An 18243-nucleotide genomic window follows, 5' to 3' on the forward strand; every position below is an offset into this window, starting at 1 on the left:
CATCGCCAGGCAGCCATGAGCGAACACTGCAGTCATTCAGACACAACACGAGCAACTGCACCTCTCAAGCTGCATTTTGATAAAAAATACAATGAAAGAGGCCAGTATTATGTATATGGATACCGTTGTGATCGCAGGTTTGATTGCTGTTATAGCCACTATTGGTGTTGGCGTAGGCTTCTATTCCTTTGTTGCTAAAGACATAAAAAAGCACAAGGAGCAGTAAGAGCTAAACAGGGAATTCGTTACACAAATCACTTCAACGAATTCCCCATCTACGATCCACCTAATACTGCCCACCTAAATGCTACCCACCGACAAACTAACGATTGTCATCCTGTTCACTGCTTTGCCCCTGCGGTTGAGAATCACTCACGGCTTCAAAGCAACTGGCGCACCCGTCAATCTGACACTGCTCACAATGCAGCATCATGGACATTATGGCATCACGGGTTAAGCCTTCCTGATCAGCTGCCGTCACCACTTGGCATGCCACCAGTTGCTCGCACTTATCACACACAACACCATTAAGGTAAGCAGGCTCATTTTCCATCAGCTCACCGACTGAAAGAACGCCTGATCCCCCACCATGATGTTTCAAACAAAAATCCCTCTGGCAAGGCATACATTTAAAATAACCTGTGTTCGGACCTGCATTCTGGGCACTGAAACAGTGATCACAGACATACATCAGACTAGAATCACTTTCTGAGACCGTGATATCCGCTTTGCATTCATCACACCTGAAAACATCTCTGTGACCTCTCCCCTGACGAGCACACTCTTGTGCAAGATCGAAGGATCTCACCTGTCTTAACCCATGGACATGCCCCATACCCTCATTCCCTGCCTCTCCAGAAACCGTCCTACCGGGAGCATTGAACAAAGGCGCTAACCTTTCAGGCGGACACATCGGACAGAAGTTTCTTTCCTCACCAAGCCGCCTATAAAGGAATTCCGGTGGCACAGCTCTCGAAAAACGGGACTTGGCACACTTACAGTTTTTGCAGTTTTTACCCGAACAGAAAAGGACCATCGGAGAGTCCTGATAAGAAGAGGCATAATGGCGAAAAGGTATTTTTATAAACAGAGCACCATCACTGCCACACATAAAAACAGCCTTTCGCCTTTCGAAGTATTTCGTCTCCAGCCTTTGCTGCAATGCTCTCAGCGATTCCTGCCATGCATGGGAATAAACCTCATCGCGGGGCATCGAATTGTATTGTGCCTGCACAGCAGCCAGGAAAGATTCAGAACCTGGCCGATACTCATTTCTCACAAGGTCTCGACGGGATTGAAAACGATGCGCCAGATAGACAAGCATCTGCTGGTTAAACAGATATTGACCTCCCACCACTCTTACAGGTTCCGCCATTAGCTGCTCGGCACGGCCCATTACTTGCCCATTAAACAGACTGTCAGCCATAACGGCAAAACCTGAAGAAAGCTCAGCCAGTTCTTCGACCAGAGTAGTATCATCTGAGATTACGTATAAGGCTGAAAACAACTCTCCTGCTGTAAGCCCATCAAAATCCACCCCTCGGGGCACATTAAATCGTCCACCACTCACTGATTCAGGAAACACTTCTTTCTCTAGTAACCAGTTAACTGCCTTCTTCTCTTTTTCCTGAACCCAGTTTTCAATCAACCCTTTTTCTGCATCCGACAAATCATTGGCAGGCCTGACAAACTCACGCCTTAAAGAAAGAAGGCGCTGCAGAGCAGGTTCAACCCTGGCCAAAAATGCATCACCATTTTTTTCATAGGCGTCGATGTAATTATATCGTCGAAAAACGTCACCGGAGCGAAACCACTCCCGCGCTCTAACAACCATCTGCGCCTCCAGTGACAGAGACGCTGCCGACAGATGGCCAGTCGCAGGAAACATTCGCTCAAACGCTTCCACTGCAGATAGGTCAAACTCTCCCTGATGGCTAAGCAATTGCACCAACTTGGCATCAATGTATTGAGCCGCATTCAGCCAGGGTCTGTAACCAGGCCTGATAGCGGTTTCAACATGATAATTCCACTGGTCTTTTACAAATGACTCATAACTGTAATCCGAACCATCCGTCAAACGCACAAAACCACGCCCAGCGTCATTCAAAAGGCGCCCCCTACCCACTGCAAACAATGCGGTGACCACTGCACCTTTAGTAAAAGAAAACCGATTCAAATAGGCTGGCACTCCTTTTTCAACCTGAGCAACAGTCGCACCTAAAGAAAGGAGAAATAGCTCCTGCTCTACCTGCGTTAATCTCTGAACCAGATGCCCCGACAAAAGCTCTTTATCATTCTGCACCAACTCCTCCATAAAAAGCTCTTTATAAGGCACTGGCACAGACTGCAACTCGCCCTCCTTTCCAACACCCCCTCTTCCCTCATTACCAGGTGCACGCCGACGCTGTAGCTTTTCTTTATCAAATAGAGCCACTGGTGCCACACCTTCATTCTCCATCCATTCAAGAATGCCCGGCACATCAATATCTTTATCAGTTTTTGGTCGCTTAAATCGAAAACGGGTCTGACCATCCCCTTCAGCAACACCCAGCACCTGCAACCAGTTCCTTAAATGCCCTGCCGGAACCTGCTCCGGCAATAGCGAACACCCCAGAGCCATAGCCTGATACGACTCCGGACTTAAAGCCGCAAAGGGATCATTTTCCAACTCGATTTCAATCTTCGAAGCGTAGATAGACTGGCACCACAGAGTAAAACGGGATTGCCCGACTTCATGAACCTGTCCGCCCGCTTCATACACATAAACCCATTCACCATTCCTCCGGTAACGCGCTATCAGCCGCCCCATCAGGGGCAACATAACAGACAACACATCGCGTCCTTCATCACTTAGCGCATCAAACGGATCAGAGAAAAAAGTAAAAAAATGACTTTCAGGGCTCACAAACAATTCAACAGAATCAGCCATCCGCTTTTCCAACGGACGGCCTTCATCCTGACGATAACGCTGAGCAACCTCATCCCTGATTATCATCAGAATCTCATCTTCCTCTCCTATCAACCAGTCAACCTCAAGCTCACCAACAGAAATCTCAATAGCTATTGGGCGTAGCTCCAACTCCGGTATTTCATGCTCATGGACAAAAATCTCATCACTGTTTGCCCCGGTGAGCGGGTCTGAATGGCTTTGATTTGAATAGGCTTTATTCGAATGGATCGCTTTGTGATGGAAAGATTGCACTCCAGCCTTCTGCCGAACAGCAAAATCCTGTGGATCAAGAACCACCCCAACACCACTTTGCGCAGCCACACTGGAAATCAGAACACACAACAACAGGACAGAAAGAAGCAGCCAAACTATAAAACGGACGACAGACAACGAATGCAATATATACATAAAACTACCCTCTCATTAATGATAAGAAATAGTTCATATAAATACATACAACAAGCGGAGGCTCAGACTTCTCTGACCAAAACAAGCTGTGACTTAGTTCATACAATTATTACCCAGTTTTAGTTCCCCCTGAACGCACTCCCCATTATCATTTGAGAAAAACACGATTACTCTCCTTAGGGAACCTGACTGTGCTAAAGAAAACCCTGTTTCTGTTTTCTGTATTCTTCCTGATACTGTTGTTTGGTGTTGGCTGGTACTTCTCTTCTGTTGTCCTTCATCTGCCAGTCACTGAGTGCGATCAGGAGCACTATGTATTTTGCGGCACACCCGATAAGCAAGGCCTGGCTTACGAAAACACCCGCTTCACCTCAGAAGATGGCTTTGAAATTCCCGGTTGGTATATGCCTGCCATCCATTCGAGTAAAGCAGTACTGCTGGTACATGGGCGAGGCGCAGACCGCACCGAAGGCATGCGCTATGCGCCGGCATTGATAAAAGCTGGATTCAATGTTCTGGCTATTGATCTGCGCCACCCACGGCAGTCACCAGAGATCATCTCCACGATGGGCTTTCATGAGCAGAAAGACGTTATTGCTGCTGTCGACTTTCTGGAACGACAGAAGAAAATGAAGGATATAGGCGTATTGGGATTCTCAATGGGCGGCGCCACCAGCGTTCTGGCCATGGCAAAGGATCAGCGAATCAAGGCCGGTGTATTTAACAGCCCTATTGCCAGCGTGGAAGATGTACTAACAGAAAACGGCCAATCCTCATATGGGCTACCGAAATACCCTCTCATACCAATAGTAATGCAACTTTTCAGCTGGCGCGGTGATATTGACCTGAATCGATTAAATGCTGAAGATCTGATTGCAGAAATATCTCCACGCCCTGTTTTTATCATGCACGGCACTGCCGACAAAACCGTTCCATACCATCATGGCGAGGATCTCTACACCCGGGCCAAAGAACCTAAACAGTTTTTGAAAATTGAAGGTGGTGAGCATACACGACTTTGGCAAGCTGAGAGAAAAAAAACCGAACAAAGCGTAGTGCGTTTTTTCTTAACGAACATATGACCTATTAATGCTGGAGCCATTATAATGGCGCCAGCATCATCACCAAAACAGCCACTTATCTATTTTCTTTTTTTATTCAACTCTTCAGTACATTTAGCACAATAATCCAGCTTGCATTCCGTACAGTGGACTATAGCGTTATTGAGAGCGTTTTTGGTTTTTGGTCGCTCCTTACTCCAATCCGAAGAACTCCGCTGTGTTTCACTAAAACTCGAACTAAGCAATTTATTGCAGCAATCACAAACAGATCCGCCCAGATAATCCGGGTTTCGCTCTATCAACTCTCCTAACTTGACCCACTGCCACTCCCCCCCAGACCTATGCGTTTTTAAACAATGTTCAGTCTGGCAGTCTTTGCAATCCATATGAACCCCAGCGCCCTCACCAGCCAGTTTCGCCCCTTCAAAACAGGTTTCACATACAAAAGCATGTTCATGCTCACTGGTTATAGGCTTTGTGCAAGTCCCGCACGATTTGGGCAAGTTAACTTTCAGACCTCGACTACTACTCTCTACTTCAAAGTCAGTCGGATTAATATCTCTTAACTTATGCTCATGACCTGAGCTTACAGTAGACATCCCTGAAGGAGACTCTACCTTATACTTATTTTTTCCTATTAATGGCTGCACCCAGTAAGGCGGGTGTTGAGGGCAATAGCGGAGCTTATTATGCATACCGTGATACATAAACTCTGGAAACTCTTTCATACTGCAATCAGGAAACGAACAGAATCGATAATGCCCATCAGGCGTTAAATTACCTTCATAGAACTCCTGACACTTATCAAATGGCATTTTTACATAGATAGCACCACCATGATCGGCTTTAAGCATTACAGCATTTCTTTTTTCTGGTAACTCAAACTGAAAACGTTTTCTTAGTTTTGTTAACTGCTCATGCCATTCTTCAGAAAATGCAAGAGATGACATTTTTCTATATTCTTCTCGCACCTTTTCAGCAGGTAGCTTCTCACTATATTTACCGCCACTGCTCATGGCTTGATAGACAAGCGATTTTGCACTGAAAAACTGTTTCCCGGGCCCCATTACCACCGATTCCTCAAGAATCTTTCGCGTATCGCCCAATAGTTTTTTCTTAAAAACCAATTTACTGATAACGCTGAAGTCCTCATGAAGGCCGGCCAGTTCGTCTGCCAGAATGGTATCAGGTGTAACAGCATAGAAGGCAGAATACAGCTGCCCTACCGTTATGCCCTTCGGAATATCGACAACACGATCTCGACCTTGCGGGATTGCCACTGGGTAGCTAACCTCTTCATAGTCTGCCGGAGCCAAAATAAAGTAAAACGCCGCCAGACCGTCAAAATTTGCCGCATGGGATAGCCAGCCCAGCATATGAGCGAGCCGCCCATCCTCCCACTCCGAGACAGGCTTATTAAACACGTCCAATAGCGTTTGAACATTAGAAATAAAAGCATCAATCTGCTCCAGAAACTGCCCTCCATACACCCCATAATGGTATTCATCTGCACTTCCTCCTCCACTCCGTTCCGAAGCTCGTTCTTCAAACCAGCCTATTGCTTGTAATGCCAATTTCAAATGACTACTTAATACCACTCCAGAACCAACAACACCTCTTGGCGATGTACCGAGCAACTTTGAAAGCTCTGAACCAAAGACCGTTGCAAAAATATCTTCAATATACTTATTTTCCACATGCTTTTGATTGAAACGCTTCAGTAACATATGAACAAGGTGCGCCTTAACATAGCTTTCTGAAAGTGCCCCGGGGGTATGAAAGGCCGCAAGTTTAAGGTCGACCCCCCACAATCCTTTTTTATAATTATCGAGATTATTTAAAAAACCAGAACCGGTAACCAGGTCATTCATCAGAGATGCCTTCAAGAGACTTTGCTGCTCCAATGCATATAAAGCATTTACCAGTGTTCCGATACTTAAAGGCTCATCCGAATCAGTAGTATGGCTCCGTAAAAAGCTGCTCAAACCAGCTCCAAGGTCTTGCAGCCCCCCACCAAGAGCGATAATGAAGAGTGGTTGTTGCTCCCGGGGTATATTGGTAACGAGTAAAGACGAAATTTTTTCCATCTGATGATCGAAAATATATTTTTTAAGCACTTCACGATAAGGAGTTTCAGCGGTTTTTTGAGACGAAGAACCATGACTTCCCATTCCAGCGTAACGCGACTGAGCTGTTTCAACTTCTCTATCAGCACTCAAATCTGGATCAGTCGACTCACCAGAGTTATGCGACGAAGCTGTTTCAACTTTTCCATCATCATTCAAATCTGGATCAGTCGACTCACCAGAATAATGCGGCACAGTATGCGCCTCCAGTAAACCAAAGCCTTTCTTCTTCCTACGCAGCACTTTCGCCCCTCCTTTCCCCGGTTTAAACCAGACACCTGAAGAGAGGCTGTTCACACCCTGCATCTCCATCCAGTTTCGAGTATGACTAACAGGCTGAGATGGCAAACGACCACACCCCCGTTTCAAAGCCTGATAATCTTCCGGCGCTATTACTGGAACATCACTCTCTTCCAGTTCGCTCTGAATCTGCTCTGCAGCAAAACGGGCACAGAGCTCATCATAGTCATCCTGCGTAGTTGTTTTAACGCCTCCTTTCCCATCGGTGTATAGGTAGACCCAGACACCCTCTTTCAAAACCCTGCCAATAAGCCAGCCCATTTCTGCCAGAATTTGTCCAACCCGATCCTGAATTAAATCCACACCCAAAGGAACTATCTGGTCAGGCGCTTCAGAAAAAAGACGGGCAGCATCATCGGCAAAAAATTCGATACCGTCTGACACCAGACAGTGAGACGCTTCAACCTCCAACTCTGCACAACCACTCTGACGATGCATTTTCAGGTAAAGTCTGTCTTCATCGCTGACTTCCCACTCAAAGGCATCTTCCGCCAATTCGATAACGAACCTTTCCTGCTGAAACTGCTTTATATCATCCGCACCATGGTCAAGTTCATCTGCATGGATATACCCCGAGCGCGTCGAGTTAATATGCTCAGGATCATCACGACCTTTCAGAACAGAGTGATCAGCATTCAGATATGAAGAAGCGTCTTTTTGTCGCAATTGAAACTGATTCAGATCGAGGGACAGTCCCGACGCTGTTTGCGCAGTGAGATCTGGTGCAACTAAAAGCAGAAGGGACAAAAAAAGAGAGACAGGGCTAAATAGATAATGTGAATAAGCTTTCATTCTATTATCTCCTCTAGGGATAGAGGTATAGCTAATGAAAGTTAATTCGACAAATTCGTGAATGCAGGACTGCATCACGATATTTAAGAAAACTTATTCAGTGAAAGTGAGTGACGCCTATGTAGACGTCACTCGACTATTACTAGCGAAGGCTTAATGCATCTCCACCCATCAGCTTGATCGCTGTGGCAGAAACACCTGCACCAAATTCTCTGGCAAACTGTTCCAGCGGGCTCAGGCGATAGCTGAAATCAACGATCTCTTCTTCACCAACAATCTCTCTGGCGACATAACCGGTACTACCCAGACCATCAATCAAGCCAAGTGTTTTAGCCTGTTCACCGGTCCAGACCATTCCAGAGAAGATCTCGGGGCTGTCTTTCAGACGATCACCACGACCTTTCTTCACCACATCAATAAACTGATTATGGATTGTATCCAGTGATTGCTGCCAGCGCTCAGTTGCTTCTGCATCCTGCGGCTGGAAAGGATCATTAAAGGCCTTGAACTCACCCGCAGTGTACGTACGACGGGTTACTCCCAGTTTTTCCATTGCATCAACAAAACCAAAACCGGATGAGATCACACCAATAGAACCCACCAGACTGGCTTTATCCGCATAAATTTCATCAGCTGCTGCAGCCACGTAGTAACCACCAGACGCACCAATATCCATAATCACCGCATAAAGAGGTGTTTCCGGATAAATACCACGGAGACGCTGAATTTCGTCATAGATATAGCCAGACTGAACCGGACTACCACCAGGACTGTTAATTCTCAGCACCACACCTTTGGTATTTTTGTCCTTGAAGGCAGCTCTCAGACCGGAGACAACGGTATCCGCATCGACATCCTGACCACTACCAATCACACCATTCATTTCTACCAAAGCAGTGTGACTGCCGCTGGTTTTAGCTGGTGATACTGTCGGGTTCGCTGACTTGTAAACCAGACCCACAGAGATAAACAGCCAGGTAAACGTCAGCAGTTTAAAGAAGATACCCCAACGTCTTGCACGACGTTGTTCTTTCAGCGCACCTTCAGCTAGTCCTTCAACCAGTTTCCAGGCTTTATCCTCAGTTTTAGACTCAGGTTTGGAGATAAGTTCCGTTTTTTCTGCAGGAGAAGACTCCGGCTCATTCCAGTTATCACTCACTCAGTTTTCTCCCCCCGGAATTATTATTTGCTTAACCAGCTAATCAGCTGATCAAAAGAATCTACAGTCAATACTGTATCGTACTGTCCAAGACTTTCAGCGGTCTGTGCACCATAAGTCACAGCCACACCATCAATGCCGGCATTAGCCGCCATCTGCAGATCAAAACCGGCATCACCAACCATCAATGCTTTTTCGGCCGGAACCTGCAATTCTTCCAGAATCTGTTGCAACATCATTGGGTGTGGTTTGGACTCAGCGTCATCAGCCGTACGACTGTCACTGAAGAAATCCTGAAGCTGATTAGCGTTCATGGATTTTTCCAGACCCGGTCGCTTTTTACCTGTTGCCACCGCCATCTGATAGCCATTAGTTTTCAGCAGCTCAAGTCCATCAGTCACTCCCGCAAAAGGAAGTGATGGATTTTCTTCCAGACGAAAATAATTATCCCGATAAGCATCGCGATAGATAGCTACCGCTTCATCACCCAGATTCGGATACAGCTGGGCAATGGCATTACCCAGGCTGAGGCCAATCACACCTTTGTAAGCCTCATCATCCAGAACCGGTAAACCCTGCTCTTGAGCACCACACTTGAGCGCTTCAACAATATGAGGCACCGAATCAACCAATGTGCCATCCCAATCAAATATGATCAGGGAATAATCCTTTTTTACCGTCATCGTTTCTCTTTTAACTGTATAACTGTTCAAACGTATTTTTTGCTGATCAAACTTCAGAACTACCAAGCGTTTCCAACACTTGCTGAAGGTCCGCAGGCAAAGGAGCATCAATCACCAACGGTGTACCATCCTGTAGCTTCAGCCTTAACTGGGCTGCATGAAGAAACAGTCGTTTAAGACCAAACTGACGAAAGCGTTTATTCTCTTCATCTTTAGTGTATTTTTCATCACCCAGAATGGAATAACCAGCATGCAGGCAGTGAACACGAATCTGGTGAGTACGCCCTGTTATCGGACTGGCTTCAATCAGAGTGGCTGATTCACCTTTATGACTGTAACGCTCAAGAACCTGAAAACTGGTTTTGGAGCGTTTGCCTTCATCGATATCCACTGTAACAACACGTTCACCGGAACGCAGAGTGTTCTTTAGCAGCGGAGCATTAACCAGCACTTTACGGCTTGGCCAGCGACCCACGACAAGAGCATTGTAAATTTTGCTGATGTGCTTTTCCTGCAACTGTGCGTGCAGATAACGAAGCATGCTGCGCTTTTTTGTAAGCATCAGGCAACCCGAAGTATCACGATCCAGTCTGTGCACCAATTCCAGGTGATGCTCATCAGGGCGAATCTTGCGCATCGCCTCAATCACACCGTAATTAATACCACTACCGCCGTGTACTGCGATACCTGAAGGTTTGTTAATGATGATCAGGGTTTTGTCTTCATAGATGATGGAACTTTCCAGCTTTGCTATGAGTGCAGCACCCGGGTTAACGATCTTCTCTTTTTCACTGATTCGTACTGGCGGCACACGCAGTAAATCACCGTCCTGTAGACGATAATCTGCGGTCACACGTTTTTTGTTTACACGTACTTCACCCTTGCGAATAATTCGATACACGCGGGTTTTTGGTACACCCTTGAGAATACGGGTGAGGTAATTGTCGACCCGCTGACCGGCATACTCCTGATCAATGTTGATCATCTGTACCACTGGGCGGGTTTCACCGGTTTCCCGGGAATCGTTCTGTTGTCTTTCCATGAAGCTATATTACCAGCATTCACTCATTTGAAGCACTTACTGATTACTGATATAGTTGAAGGGCTGTCTTATGCACATCCGAAGAGACAGTTCGATTTGCGAAACCTGAGTACGGCCAGCAGCGGAAAAGCAATAAAGCCCCCTGACACCGAGCCGATGAATCTCAGGACAGATGAAATGACCGCACAGCAACAAGCAAGCTGTGTAAGATAAACGCGCTACTCTCTGTCAAGCAGGGCACCCCCGAATTCCGGGCGAGAGGACATATTGCCGGGACAATGAGATCTACATTCGGACGATTTGATCAATAACGCCGAACTCCCGGTATTTAAGATATCCCCGCCCCAACAGCTCTAAAGATCAGCACAAAGATCTTCAGACTGTTACTGCTATATCGTTACATGAAACAGCAAGATGTGCTGGGTAACGTAAGTCTGATAGCAGCGTTAATCAAACCGGCAGTTCCGTACAAAGACGGACCGGAAAGACAGTGAAAACGGGCAGTGCCGGCTTGAGAGGCTAGCCTCTGAACGTATCGGTACTCTATGAAGAGAATGTTAATCAACGCAACTCAGTCTGAAGAGTTGCGTGTAGCGCTGGTTGATGGCCAGCGCCTTTACGATCTGGATATTGAATCCGGCGCTCGTGAACAGAAGAAAGCCAACATTTACAAGGGACGTATTACCCGGGTTGAACCTAGCCTGGAAGCCGCCTTTGTAGATTTTGGTGCTGAGCGCCATGGTTTTCTCCCGCTGAAGGAAATCTCCCGCGAATATTTTTCCAGCGCCTATCAGGGTGGTCGTCCAAACATTAAGGACGTCATCAAGGAAGGCCAGGAAGTTATTGTTCAGGTAGATAAAGAAGAGCGCGGCAATAAAGGTGCAGCCCTGACGACTCTGGTGAGTCTGGCCGGTCGCTACCTGGTACTCATGCCTAACAACCCTCGTGCCGGCGGCATCTCCCGTCGTATCGAAGGTGACGAGCGTGCAGAACTGCGTGAAATCCTCAACAGCCTGAACATCCCGACTGAAATGGGCGTTATCGTTCGCACCGCTGGTCTGGGCCGTTCTCAGGAAGAACTGCAATGGGATCTGGATTACCTGCTGCAACTGTGGGCTTCCATTAAAGAAGCAGCACAACAACCTGCACCTATTCTGATCTACCAGGAAAGCGACGTTATCATCCGTGCTGTTCGCGACTATCTGCGTCAGGACATCGGTGAAGTACTGATCGATAAGAACAGCGCTCACGAACGAGCCCTGGATTTTATCAAGCAGGTTATGCCTCAGTACCAGAGCAAGATTAAGCTGTACAAAGACAGCATCCCTCTGTTCAACCGTTTCCAGATTGAATCCCAGATCGAGACCGCGTTCCAGCGCGAAGTGAAGCTGCCTTCCGGTGGTTCCATCGTTATCGATCCAACGGAAGCACTGGTTTCCATCGACATCAACTCTGCCCGCGCAACCCGTGGCGGTGATATCGAAGAGACAGCACTGAACACCAACCTGGAAGCGGCCGACGAGATTGCTCGACAGCTGCGCCTGCGCGACATCGGTGGCCTGATCGTGATCGATTTCATCGACATGAGTCAGAACCGCAACCAGCGTGAAGTGGAGAACCGCATCCGTCAGGCTCTGTCCATGGACCGCGCCCGCGTACAGACCGGCCGTATCTCCCGCTTCGGTCTGCTGGAAATGTCCCGTCAACGCCTGCGTCCGTCCCTGGGTGAAACCAGTGGTGTTGTCTGCCCACGCTGCTCCGGTCAGGGCACTATCCGTGACATCGAATCACTGGCTCTGTCCATTCTGCGTCTGATGGAAGAAGAGGCTCTGAAGGACAAAACTTCTGAAATCCGTGCTCAGGTTCCGGTTTCTGTTGCAGCTTTCCTGCTAAACGAAAAGCGCCAGACCATCGCCAGAATCGAAAAACGCAGCGATGTTCGTATCGTAGTGGTTCCAAACGCTCATCTGGATACACCTCACTACGACGTTCAGCGTTTACGTGATGACCATGTAACCGAAGGCTCTGAAAGCAGTTATGAACTTCTGGAAGCAGAAGAAACTGTAGAAGAAGAGGTAGTTGTTGCACCTTCCAAGACCATTCAGCGTCAGGAAGCGGCAGTAAAAAATGTTAAGCCTGCTCAGCCAGCACCTGCTGCTGTCAAAAAGCAGAAAGAAGAAAAGCCTGGCTTACTGCAGTCTCTGGTCAGCTCTATTGGCAGCCTGTTTGGCAGTGCCGAGGAAGAGAAAGCATCCAAGGCTCGCTCTGAGCAAAAGCGTCCTGCTCGTCAGCCACAGCGTCAGAGCCGTGACAGCAATCGCGACAACCGTTCCGATAACAAACCTCAGCAACGCAAGCCTCAGCAGCGCCGAGAGCAGACTGAAGAACGTCAGGAACGTCCTCGCAACGATCGTCGTCGCAACGACCGCAATGATCGCAACCGTGATGACCGTCAGGAGCGTACTCCTCGCCAGGAAGAGCGTCAGGAGAAAGCACCTCGTCAGGATCGCACAGAGCGCCAGGAAAGAGCTCCACGCCAGGACCGTCAAGAACGCGGAAATCGTCGTGATCGTAGCCCTGAGCGCACTGACCGCACCTCTGAACGTAACGATCGCAGCACTGATCGCCGCGAACAGACACGTCAGGAACCTGTAGCCGAACAGCAGGATCAGGGATTCGAGCAGCAGGATGACAGCCGCCGTCGCCGCCGTCCAGGTTCTGCTCAGCGTCGTCGCAACAACCGTCCTTCTCAGCGTGACAGAAGCACTCAGGACCAGCCTGTATTGCCTTCCATGTCTCAGCCAGAAGCTGAAAAACCTGCACCTCAGCAAGCACCTGCCAGACAGGAAAAGCCGGTTGAAGTAGCTAGACCAGAAGCAGCCAGGTCAGAAGCGGCTAAACCAGAAGCAGCCAAGCCTGAAGCCAGAGAAACAAGAGTTCCGGCACAGCAAAAGCCAGCGCCTGTAGCTAAAGACCCTGTTAAAGACATTGCTAAAGACGCTGTTAAGGAAGAGGTTCGCCAGCCAAAAGCTGAGCCTAAGTCCGTTGAAGCTGACAAGCCTGAGCAGCAACAAGCTGAAGTAGCTACTCCAGTTGTTGAAGCCAAGCCTCAAGCACCTCAAATGACCGAAATGGCTAAAGCTGTTGCAGCCACCAGTCATAGAGAGCCTGCTCCTGCAGCCATGCAGTCTACTCCTTCAGAAGCTCCTGCTGCCAAAGCAGAGCCAGCCAGCAAGCCTGAGGCTATTAAAGCCGAAGCGCCAAAGGTTGAAGCAGAGAAGATTGAAAAGCCTGCAGCGGTTAAGCCTGCTGAAGCTCCAAAGCCGGTAGCAGAGAAAAAAGCCCAACCTGCACCTGCTCCGGTTGCAGCAGAAAAACCTGTAGAAGCAACGCCAGCACCAGCTGCTGAAGCGCCTGCAGAACCTGCTCCACGTCGTCGTCGCAGTAGAGCTATGAACGACCCACGTTTGAAGCGTAAGCTTGAGCAGCAGAAGCAAGCTGAAGCTGCGAAAGCAGATGCTGCCGATGCAACCAGCTCTGCACCTGCCGCTAAAGCAGAAGCTCCAAAGGTTGACGCTGTTGCTGAGACCGCCACAAGCCCTGCTCCAACTTCTCAGGATAACTAAGAAGTAAAGCTCAAAGCTTGATCCATAAAAAAAGGAGCCGATTGGCTCCTTTTTTTATCTCTGTAATTCATATCTGGAAGAAATCATAGCTTGGCTAGCAGGGCTCCATCCAGGTGATAAATATCATCCCTGAAACGAATACGGCCATGACGATCCGGCCAGGCCGTAAAGTAGACGAAATAGAGTGGCACTTTCTTTCTCAACTTCAATCTACCTGTTTCTTTCTGTTTCAACACACCATCAACCTGACTCCCCATTCCCTGATACCTCAGGATACTGCCAATCAATTGATCAATATTCTCCACTCGCGTACAGCCTGAACTAAAGGTTCTTCTCTCTCTCTTAAACAACTCAGGCCTGTCAGTATCATGAAGATAGATGCTGAAAGCATTAGGGGAATCCAGCTTAAAGCGGCCTAATCGGTTTACCTTTCCGGGCTTCTGCTCAATACGATAAGGAAAGTTTCGACGACTGTACTGACTCCAGTTAACCGTTGAAGGATCAACCTTTCTAGCGCCCATCTTCCAGCTCGAGTAGACCGAGAAACCTTCACGCTTTAAAAAACCGGGGTCTTTCTTGGCCTTGCGCAGGATTGAAGTTGAAGCGATAGAACTGGGAACCCGCCAGTATGGGTTGATGGTAATACTCTCAATCTCTTCCTGAAACACCGGTGTTTGCCTGGATGGCTTTCCTACTATCGCCTTGAACTGACGTTTTCTGGTTTCACTGGTTACCCAGGCGACATTAAAACCGGCAATATCAACCATCACATGAGGGTAAGGCAGGGTTCTGGGCAGCCAGCGCATACGCTCCATATTCACCTTCAGCACCTTGATACGATCAAGGGTCATAGCGACCAGCGCTCTTCTGGCTCTTGGTCCCAGTTGTCCATCTGCGTAGATACGATATTTCTTCTGCACTCGCTTGATTGCAGCTTCGTGAGACGAAGAGTAACTACCAGCTGGCAATCGATCAGCCATATCCAGATCGACCAGCCACTGATTCAATCTCAATAATGACGGGTGACGATCACCTTTCTCCAACACCAATCCTTTTGGGAAGTGCTTTTCAACACTGCCCACCCAGGCTTCCAAACGCCTCAAAGCAGCAACAAAAAGCTTGTACTGAGGTAACTTGGACTCCACCAGATCGAGACTGTCAGCACTCATATGATCTTCAAGCACTGGCAGACTTGGCCTGTCCTTGATATGCCAGCTGGGTTGATACACCTCTGGTTTGAGCCTCCCGGTATCCAGATAGGAAGCGTATTCATGGGCCACCTGACGAACATTCTGGGGCGAAGGGTCTGCCGCCAGTTGCAACCATTTACTCTGAGGAATATCGATACCGTGGCGGGCCGCTGAGGACATCCACTTTATCAGCTGTTCACTGCTCGGCGCTTCAGGATCAAGCTCATCCACCAGAATCGGTTCAGGCTTCTGAGTCACTTCAGGAATGGCCAGCCAGCCTGAAGACTGAGCATGGAGAAAGGATGGAACAGACAGCGATAACGCCAAGAACAGTAAACTGCGCATGAAAACTCCGTATATCAGTAAAGCCAAGCCTTACTGCGTACAGGCTTTCTCAATCAATTCATATGTATTGATAAGAGTAGACAGAACAACTGGAATATAAGGAGGAAGAAAGAAAGGAATAGCGCCGGACTTTTGTCAGGCGCTTGAACAGCGATTGCCTGGAAAGTATCAGTAAACCCTGGGTTCCATTTCGAGCTCAACACCAAACCTGGCCAGAACCGTTGAACGAATATGATCCGCCAGAGCTACAAGCTCTCGCGGAGTGCCCTCACCATGATTAACCAGCACCAGCGCCTGTTTAGCGTAAGTGCCAACCTGCCCCATGGTAAAACCCTTCAAACCTGCTTGATCAATCAACCAGCCTGCGGCCAGCTTCCATTCACCTTCAAAGGGGAAACAAACCAGATCTGGAAATTCCTGCTTTAACCGATCAACTACTGAAGCAGGCACTACCGGATTCTTGAAAAAGCTGCCGGCATTACCAATCACTGCAGGATCCGGCAGTTTCTGGCTGCGAATTTCACAGACCACATCACTGATCATTTTTGCTGTCAGTGACTGTCCAGCGGCCTTTTTCTGCACTGCATTCTGAAGGTGACCATAGCCAAGTTTCGGCTCCAGAACGCTGCTCAATTCAAAGGTCACCGAGGTAATGATAAAGCGGTCTTTCAGGCTGTTTTTAAACACCGAATCACGGTAACCAAACTGGCAGTCATCACGATCAAAAGTGCGAAGTTCACCTGTCGCAATATCTAGAGCTTCCAGACTATGAAAAACATCCTTTATCTCAACACCGTAAGCGCCAATATTTTGAATAGGTGCAGCACCGACATTACCGGGAATCAGGGAGAGGTTTTCAAGACCATAAGCTTCGTTATCCAGTGTCCAGAGAACAAATTCATGCCAGTTCTCACCCGCCCTACACTGCACCAGCATTTGATCATTTTGCTGACTCACCACTGAACGGCCTTTCAGATCAACAGCGAGAACCAGAGCTTCCAGATGATCACTGAGTACAACATTGCTACCACCACCCAACGGAATCAGCAGCAGCTTTTTCTCTCCAGCAAAACCGATGGCCTGCCTGAGGTCTTCAACGGTTTCAGCCTGCCCAAAATAGCGGGCCGAAACATCAAAACCAAAGGTGTTCAGTGGCTGAAGTGAGTAATTTTCAACAATTTTCATGAAGTCAGCGATTCCCGAGGGAATGTTGGGAACAAATATGCTCAAGCAGTGCGCGGCTGCCCGCTTCCACCAGATCAAGGACATGGGAGAAACCTTTAGTTCCACCATAGTAAGGGTCAGGAACTTCTGACTCGGACAGCTCTGCATGGGAGAGAAACAGTGACAGCTTATGCTGATACTCTTTCGGACAACGACTCTGAAGCTCAACCAGATTATCTGCATCCATTGCCAGTAGATAATCCATCTCGACAAAATCAGCATCAGTGGTCGCCTGAGAGCGCACATAACTGAGATCATAACCACGGTTTGCCGCCTCCGCAGAGGAGCGACCGTCCGGCTTTTCACCCTGATGCCAGCCACTGGTTCCAGAAGATTCCACCTGAATCAGGTGTTCCAGCCCCTGCTCTTTCACCATTTGCTCAAAAACACCATGAGCTGTAGGCGAACGACAGATATTACCGAGGCAGACAAACATTACCTTGATCATACAATTCCTTTTTCTAGCCTTTCGCCCTTTGTAAAATCAGGCCTGAGCCAGACGCTTTTCCATCAAAGTCCTGACCGCAGCCAGATCTTCTTCCGTATCAACACCGTGAGGCGGTGTTTCCAGAGCATCAGCCACATGGATACGGTGGCCGTTCCAGAGCAGGCGAAGCTGCTCAAGAGACTCCAGCGATTCCAGCGGACTCTGCGGCCACTGCACATACTGATTCAGCAGACCAACACGGTAGGCGTAGATACCAATATGACGACGGAACATATCCAAATTTGGCATAGCCTGGTCGCCAGCAGCAAATTCATCTCTGGCCCAGGGCATTGGCGCACGACTGAAATAGAGCGCATAACCCTGAAGATCGGAGACGACTTTAACCACATTGGGATTAAATAGGTCGTTGCGGGTCTTGATGGATTCAGCCAGAGTAGCTGCGCCTGCATCAGGTGCCTGCATCAGGTTTTCTGCCACCTGATTGATCACAGAAGCAGGAATCAACGGCTCATCGCCCTGAACATTCACAATCACTTCGTTATCCGACATCTCGTAGAGCCGGGTTACTTCCTGTAGGCGGTCAGTTCCTGAAGGATGACCTGCCAGAGTCAAACAAACCTCAGCCCCAAAACCTTCAGCAGCCTTAACAATACGCTCATCGTCAGTAGCGATAATAACTCTGCTGGCATTACTCTCACATGCACGTTCGTACACATGCTGAATCATGGGCTTGCCACAAATATCCGCCAGCGGCTTACCGGGCAGGCGACTGGAACCGAAACGGGCTGGAATAACAACGGTAAAGGCAGCGTTACTCATCAGGCAGAACCTTCACCTGCAGCATCGTCAGAAGCACTCTCTTTAGCAGCGCTATCTTTAGAAGCAGCAG

Annotated in this window: 12 protein-coding genes; 3 read left to right on the forward strand and 9 right to left on the reverse strand. The window is 48.3% G+C overall.

The features are described from left to right. Positions 1 to 109: 109 nt before the first annotated feature. Positions 110 to 226 (forward strand): cytochrome c oxidase subunit CcoM, encoded by a 117-nt coding sequence (gene ccoM, locus EOPP23_RS21710; RefSeq protein WP_304598789.1) that lies wholly within the window; start codon positions 110 to 112, stop codon positions 224 to 226. 96 nt (positions 227 to 322) lie between these two features. On the opposite strand, the gene EOPP23_RS19765 is transcribed toward ccoM, so the two are convergent. Further along, positions 323 to 3358 carry a hypothetical protein gene (locus EOPP23_RS19765; RefSeq protein ID WP_153767725.1) on the reverse strand — a complete coding sequence of 1012 codons (3036 nt, stop codon included), beginning with the start codon at positions 3356 to 3358 and terminating at the stop codon, positions 323 to 325. A 191-nt stretch (positions 3359 to 3549) separates the two neighbouring features. Between EOPP23_RS19765 and EOPP23_RS19770 the strand changes: the two genes are divergently transcribed. After that, entirely contained in the window at positions 3550 to 4440 is an 891-nt protein-coding gene (locus tag EOPP23_RS19770) for an alpha/beta fold hydrolase (protein ID WP_153767726.1), read from the forward strand. Positions 4441 to 4499: 59 nt separating this feature from the next. Here EOPP23_RS19770 and EOPP23_RS19775 read toward each other — a convergent pair whose 3' ends face one another. From EOPP23_RS19775 to rluC, 4 genes are all read right to left on the reverse strand, one after another. Continuing rightward, positions 4500 to 7712, reverse strand: coding sequence for a hypothetical protein (locus EOPP23_RS19775; RefSeq protein WP_153767727.1), 3213 nt, complete (start codon positions 7710 to 7712; stop codon positions 4500 to 4502). 67 nt (positions 7713 to 7779) lie between these two features. After that, entirely contained in the window at positions 7780 to 8796 is a 1017-nt protein-coding gene (locus tag EOPP23_RS19780; RefSeq protein ID WP_370514836.1) for a S49 family peptidase, read from the reverse strand. Between the two features lie 23 nt (positions 8797 to 8819). Then, a complete protein-coding gene (locus EOPP23_RS19785; protein ID WP_153767728.1) occupies positions 8820 to 9479 on the reverse strand; it encodes an HAD family hydrolase in 660 nt (219 codons plus the stop codon). A gap of 46 nt (positions 9480 to 9525) precedes the next feature. Further along, positions 9526 to 10521 (reverse strand): 23S rRNA pseudouridine(955/2504/2580) synthase RluC, encoded by a 996-nt coding sequence (gene rluC / locus EOPP23_RS19790; protein ID WP_153767729.1) that lies wholly within the window; start codon positions 10519 to 10521, stop codon positions 9526 to 9528. Positions 10522 to 11066: 545 nt separating this feature from the next. On the opposite strand from rluC, the gene rne reads away from it, so the two are divergent. Next, positions 11067 to 14147 (forward strand): ribonuclease E, encoded by a 3081-nt coding sequence (rne, locus tag EOPP23_RS19795; protein WP_153767730.1) that lies wholly within the window; start codon positions 11067 to 11069, stop codon positions 14145 to 14147. A gap of 83 nt (positions 14148 to 14230) precedes the next feature. On the opposite strand, the gene EOPP23_RS19800 is transcribed toward rne, so the two are convergent. The 4 genes from EOPP23_RS19800 to kdsB all read right to left on the reverse strand — a co-directional run bounded on the left by EOPP23_RS19800 (position 14231) and on the right by kdsB (position 18173). After that, a complete protein-coding gene (locus tag EOPP23_RS19800) occupies positions 14231 to 15682 on the reverse strand; it encodes a L,D-transpeptidase family protein (protein ID WP_153767731.1) in 1452 nt (483 codons plus the stop codon). 168 nt (positions 15683 to 15850) lie between these two features. Then, on the reverse strand, positions 15851 to 16867 hold the full coding sequence (murB, locus tag EOPP23_RS19805; RefSeq protein WP_153767732.1) for a UDP-N-acetylmuramate dehydrogenase: 1017 nt from the start codon (positions 16865 to 16867) through the stop codon (positions 15851 to 15853). 4 nt (positions 16868 to 16871) lie between these two features. After that, positions 16872 to 17354, reverse strand: a complete 483-nt coding sequence (locus EOPP23_RS19810; protein WP_153767733.1) for a low molecular weight protein-tyrosine-phosphatase — start codon at positions 17352 to 17354, stop codon at positions 16872 to 16874. Between the two features lie 36 nt (positions 17355 to 17390). After that, on the reverse strand, positions 17391 to 18173 hold the full coding sequence (gene kdsB, locus EOPP23_RS19815) for a 3-deoxy-manno-octulosonate cytidylyltransferase (protein ID WP_153767734.1): 783 nt from the start codon (positions 18171 to 18173) through the stop codon (positions 17391 to 17393). Positions 18174 to 18243: the final 70 nt, after the last annotated feature.

Origin of the sequence: Endozoicomonas sp. OPT23 (genome assembly GCF_009653635.1) — a bacterium.
GTDB lineage: Bacteria > Pseudomonadota > Gammaproteobacteria > Pseudomonadales > Endozoicomonadaceae > Endozoicomonas_A.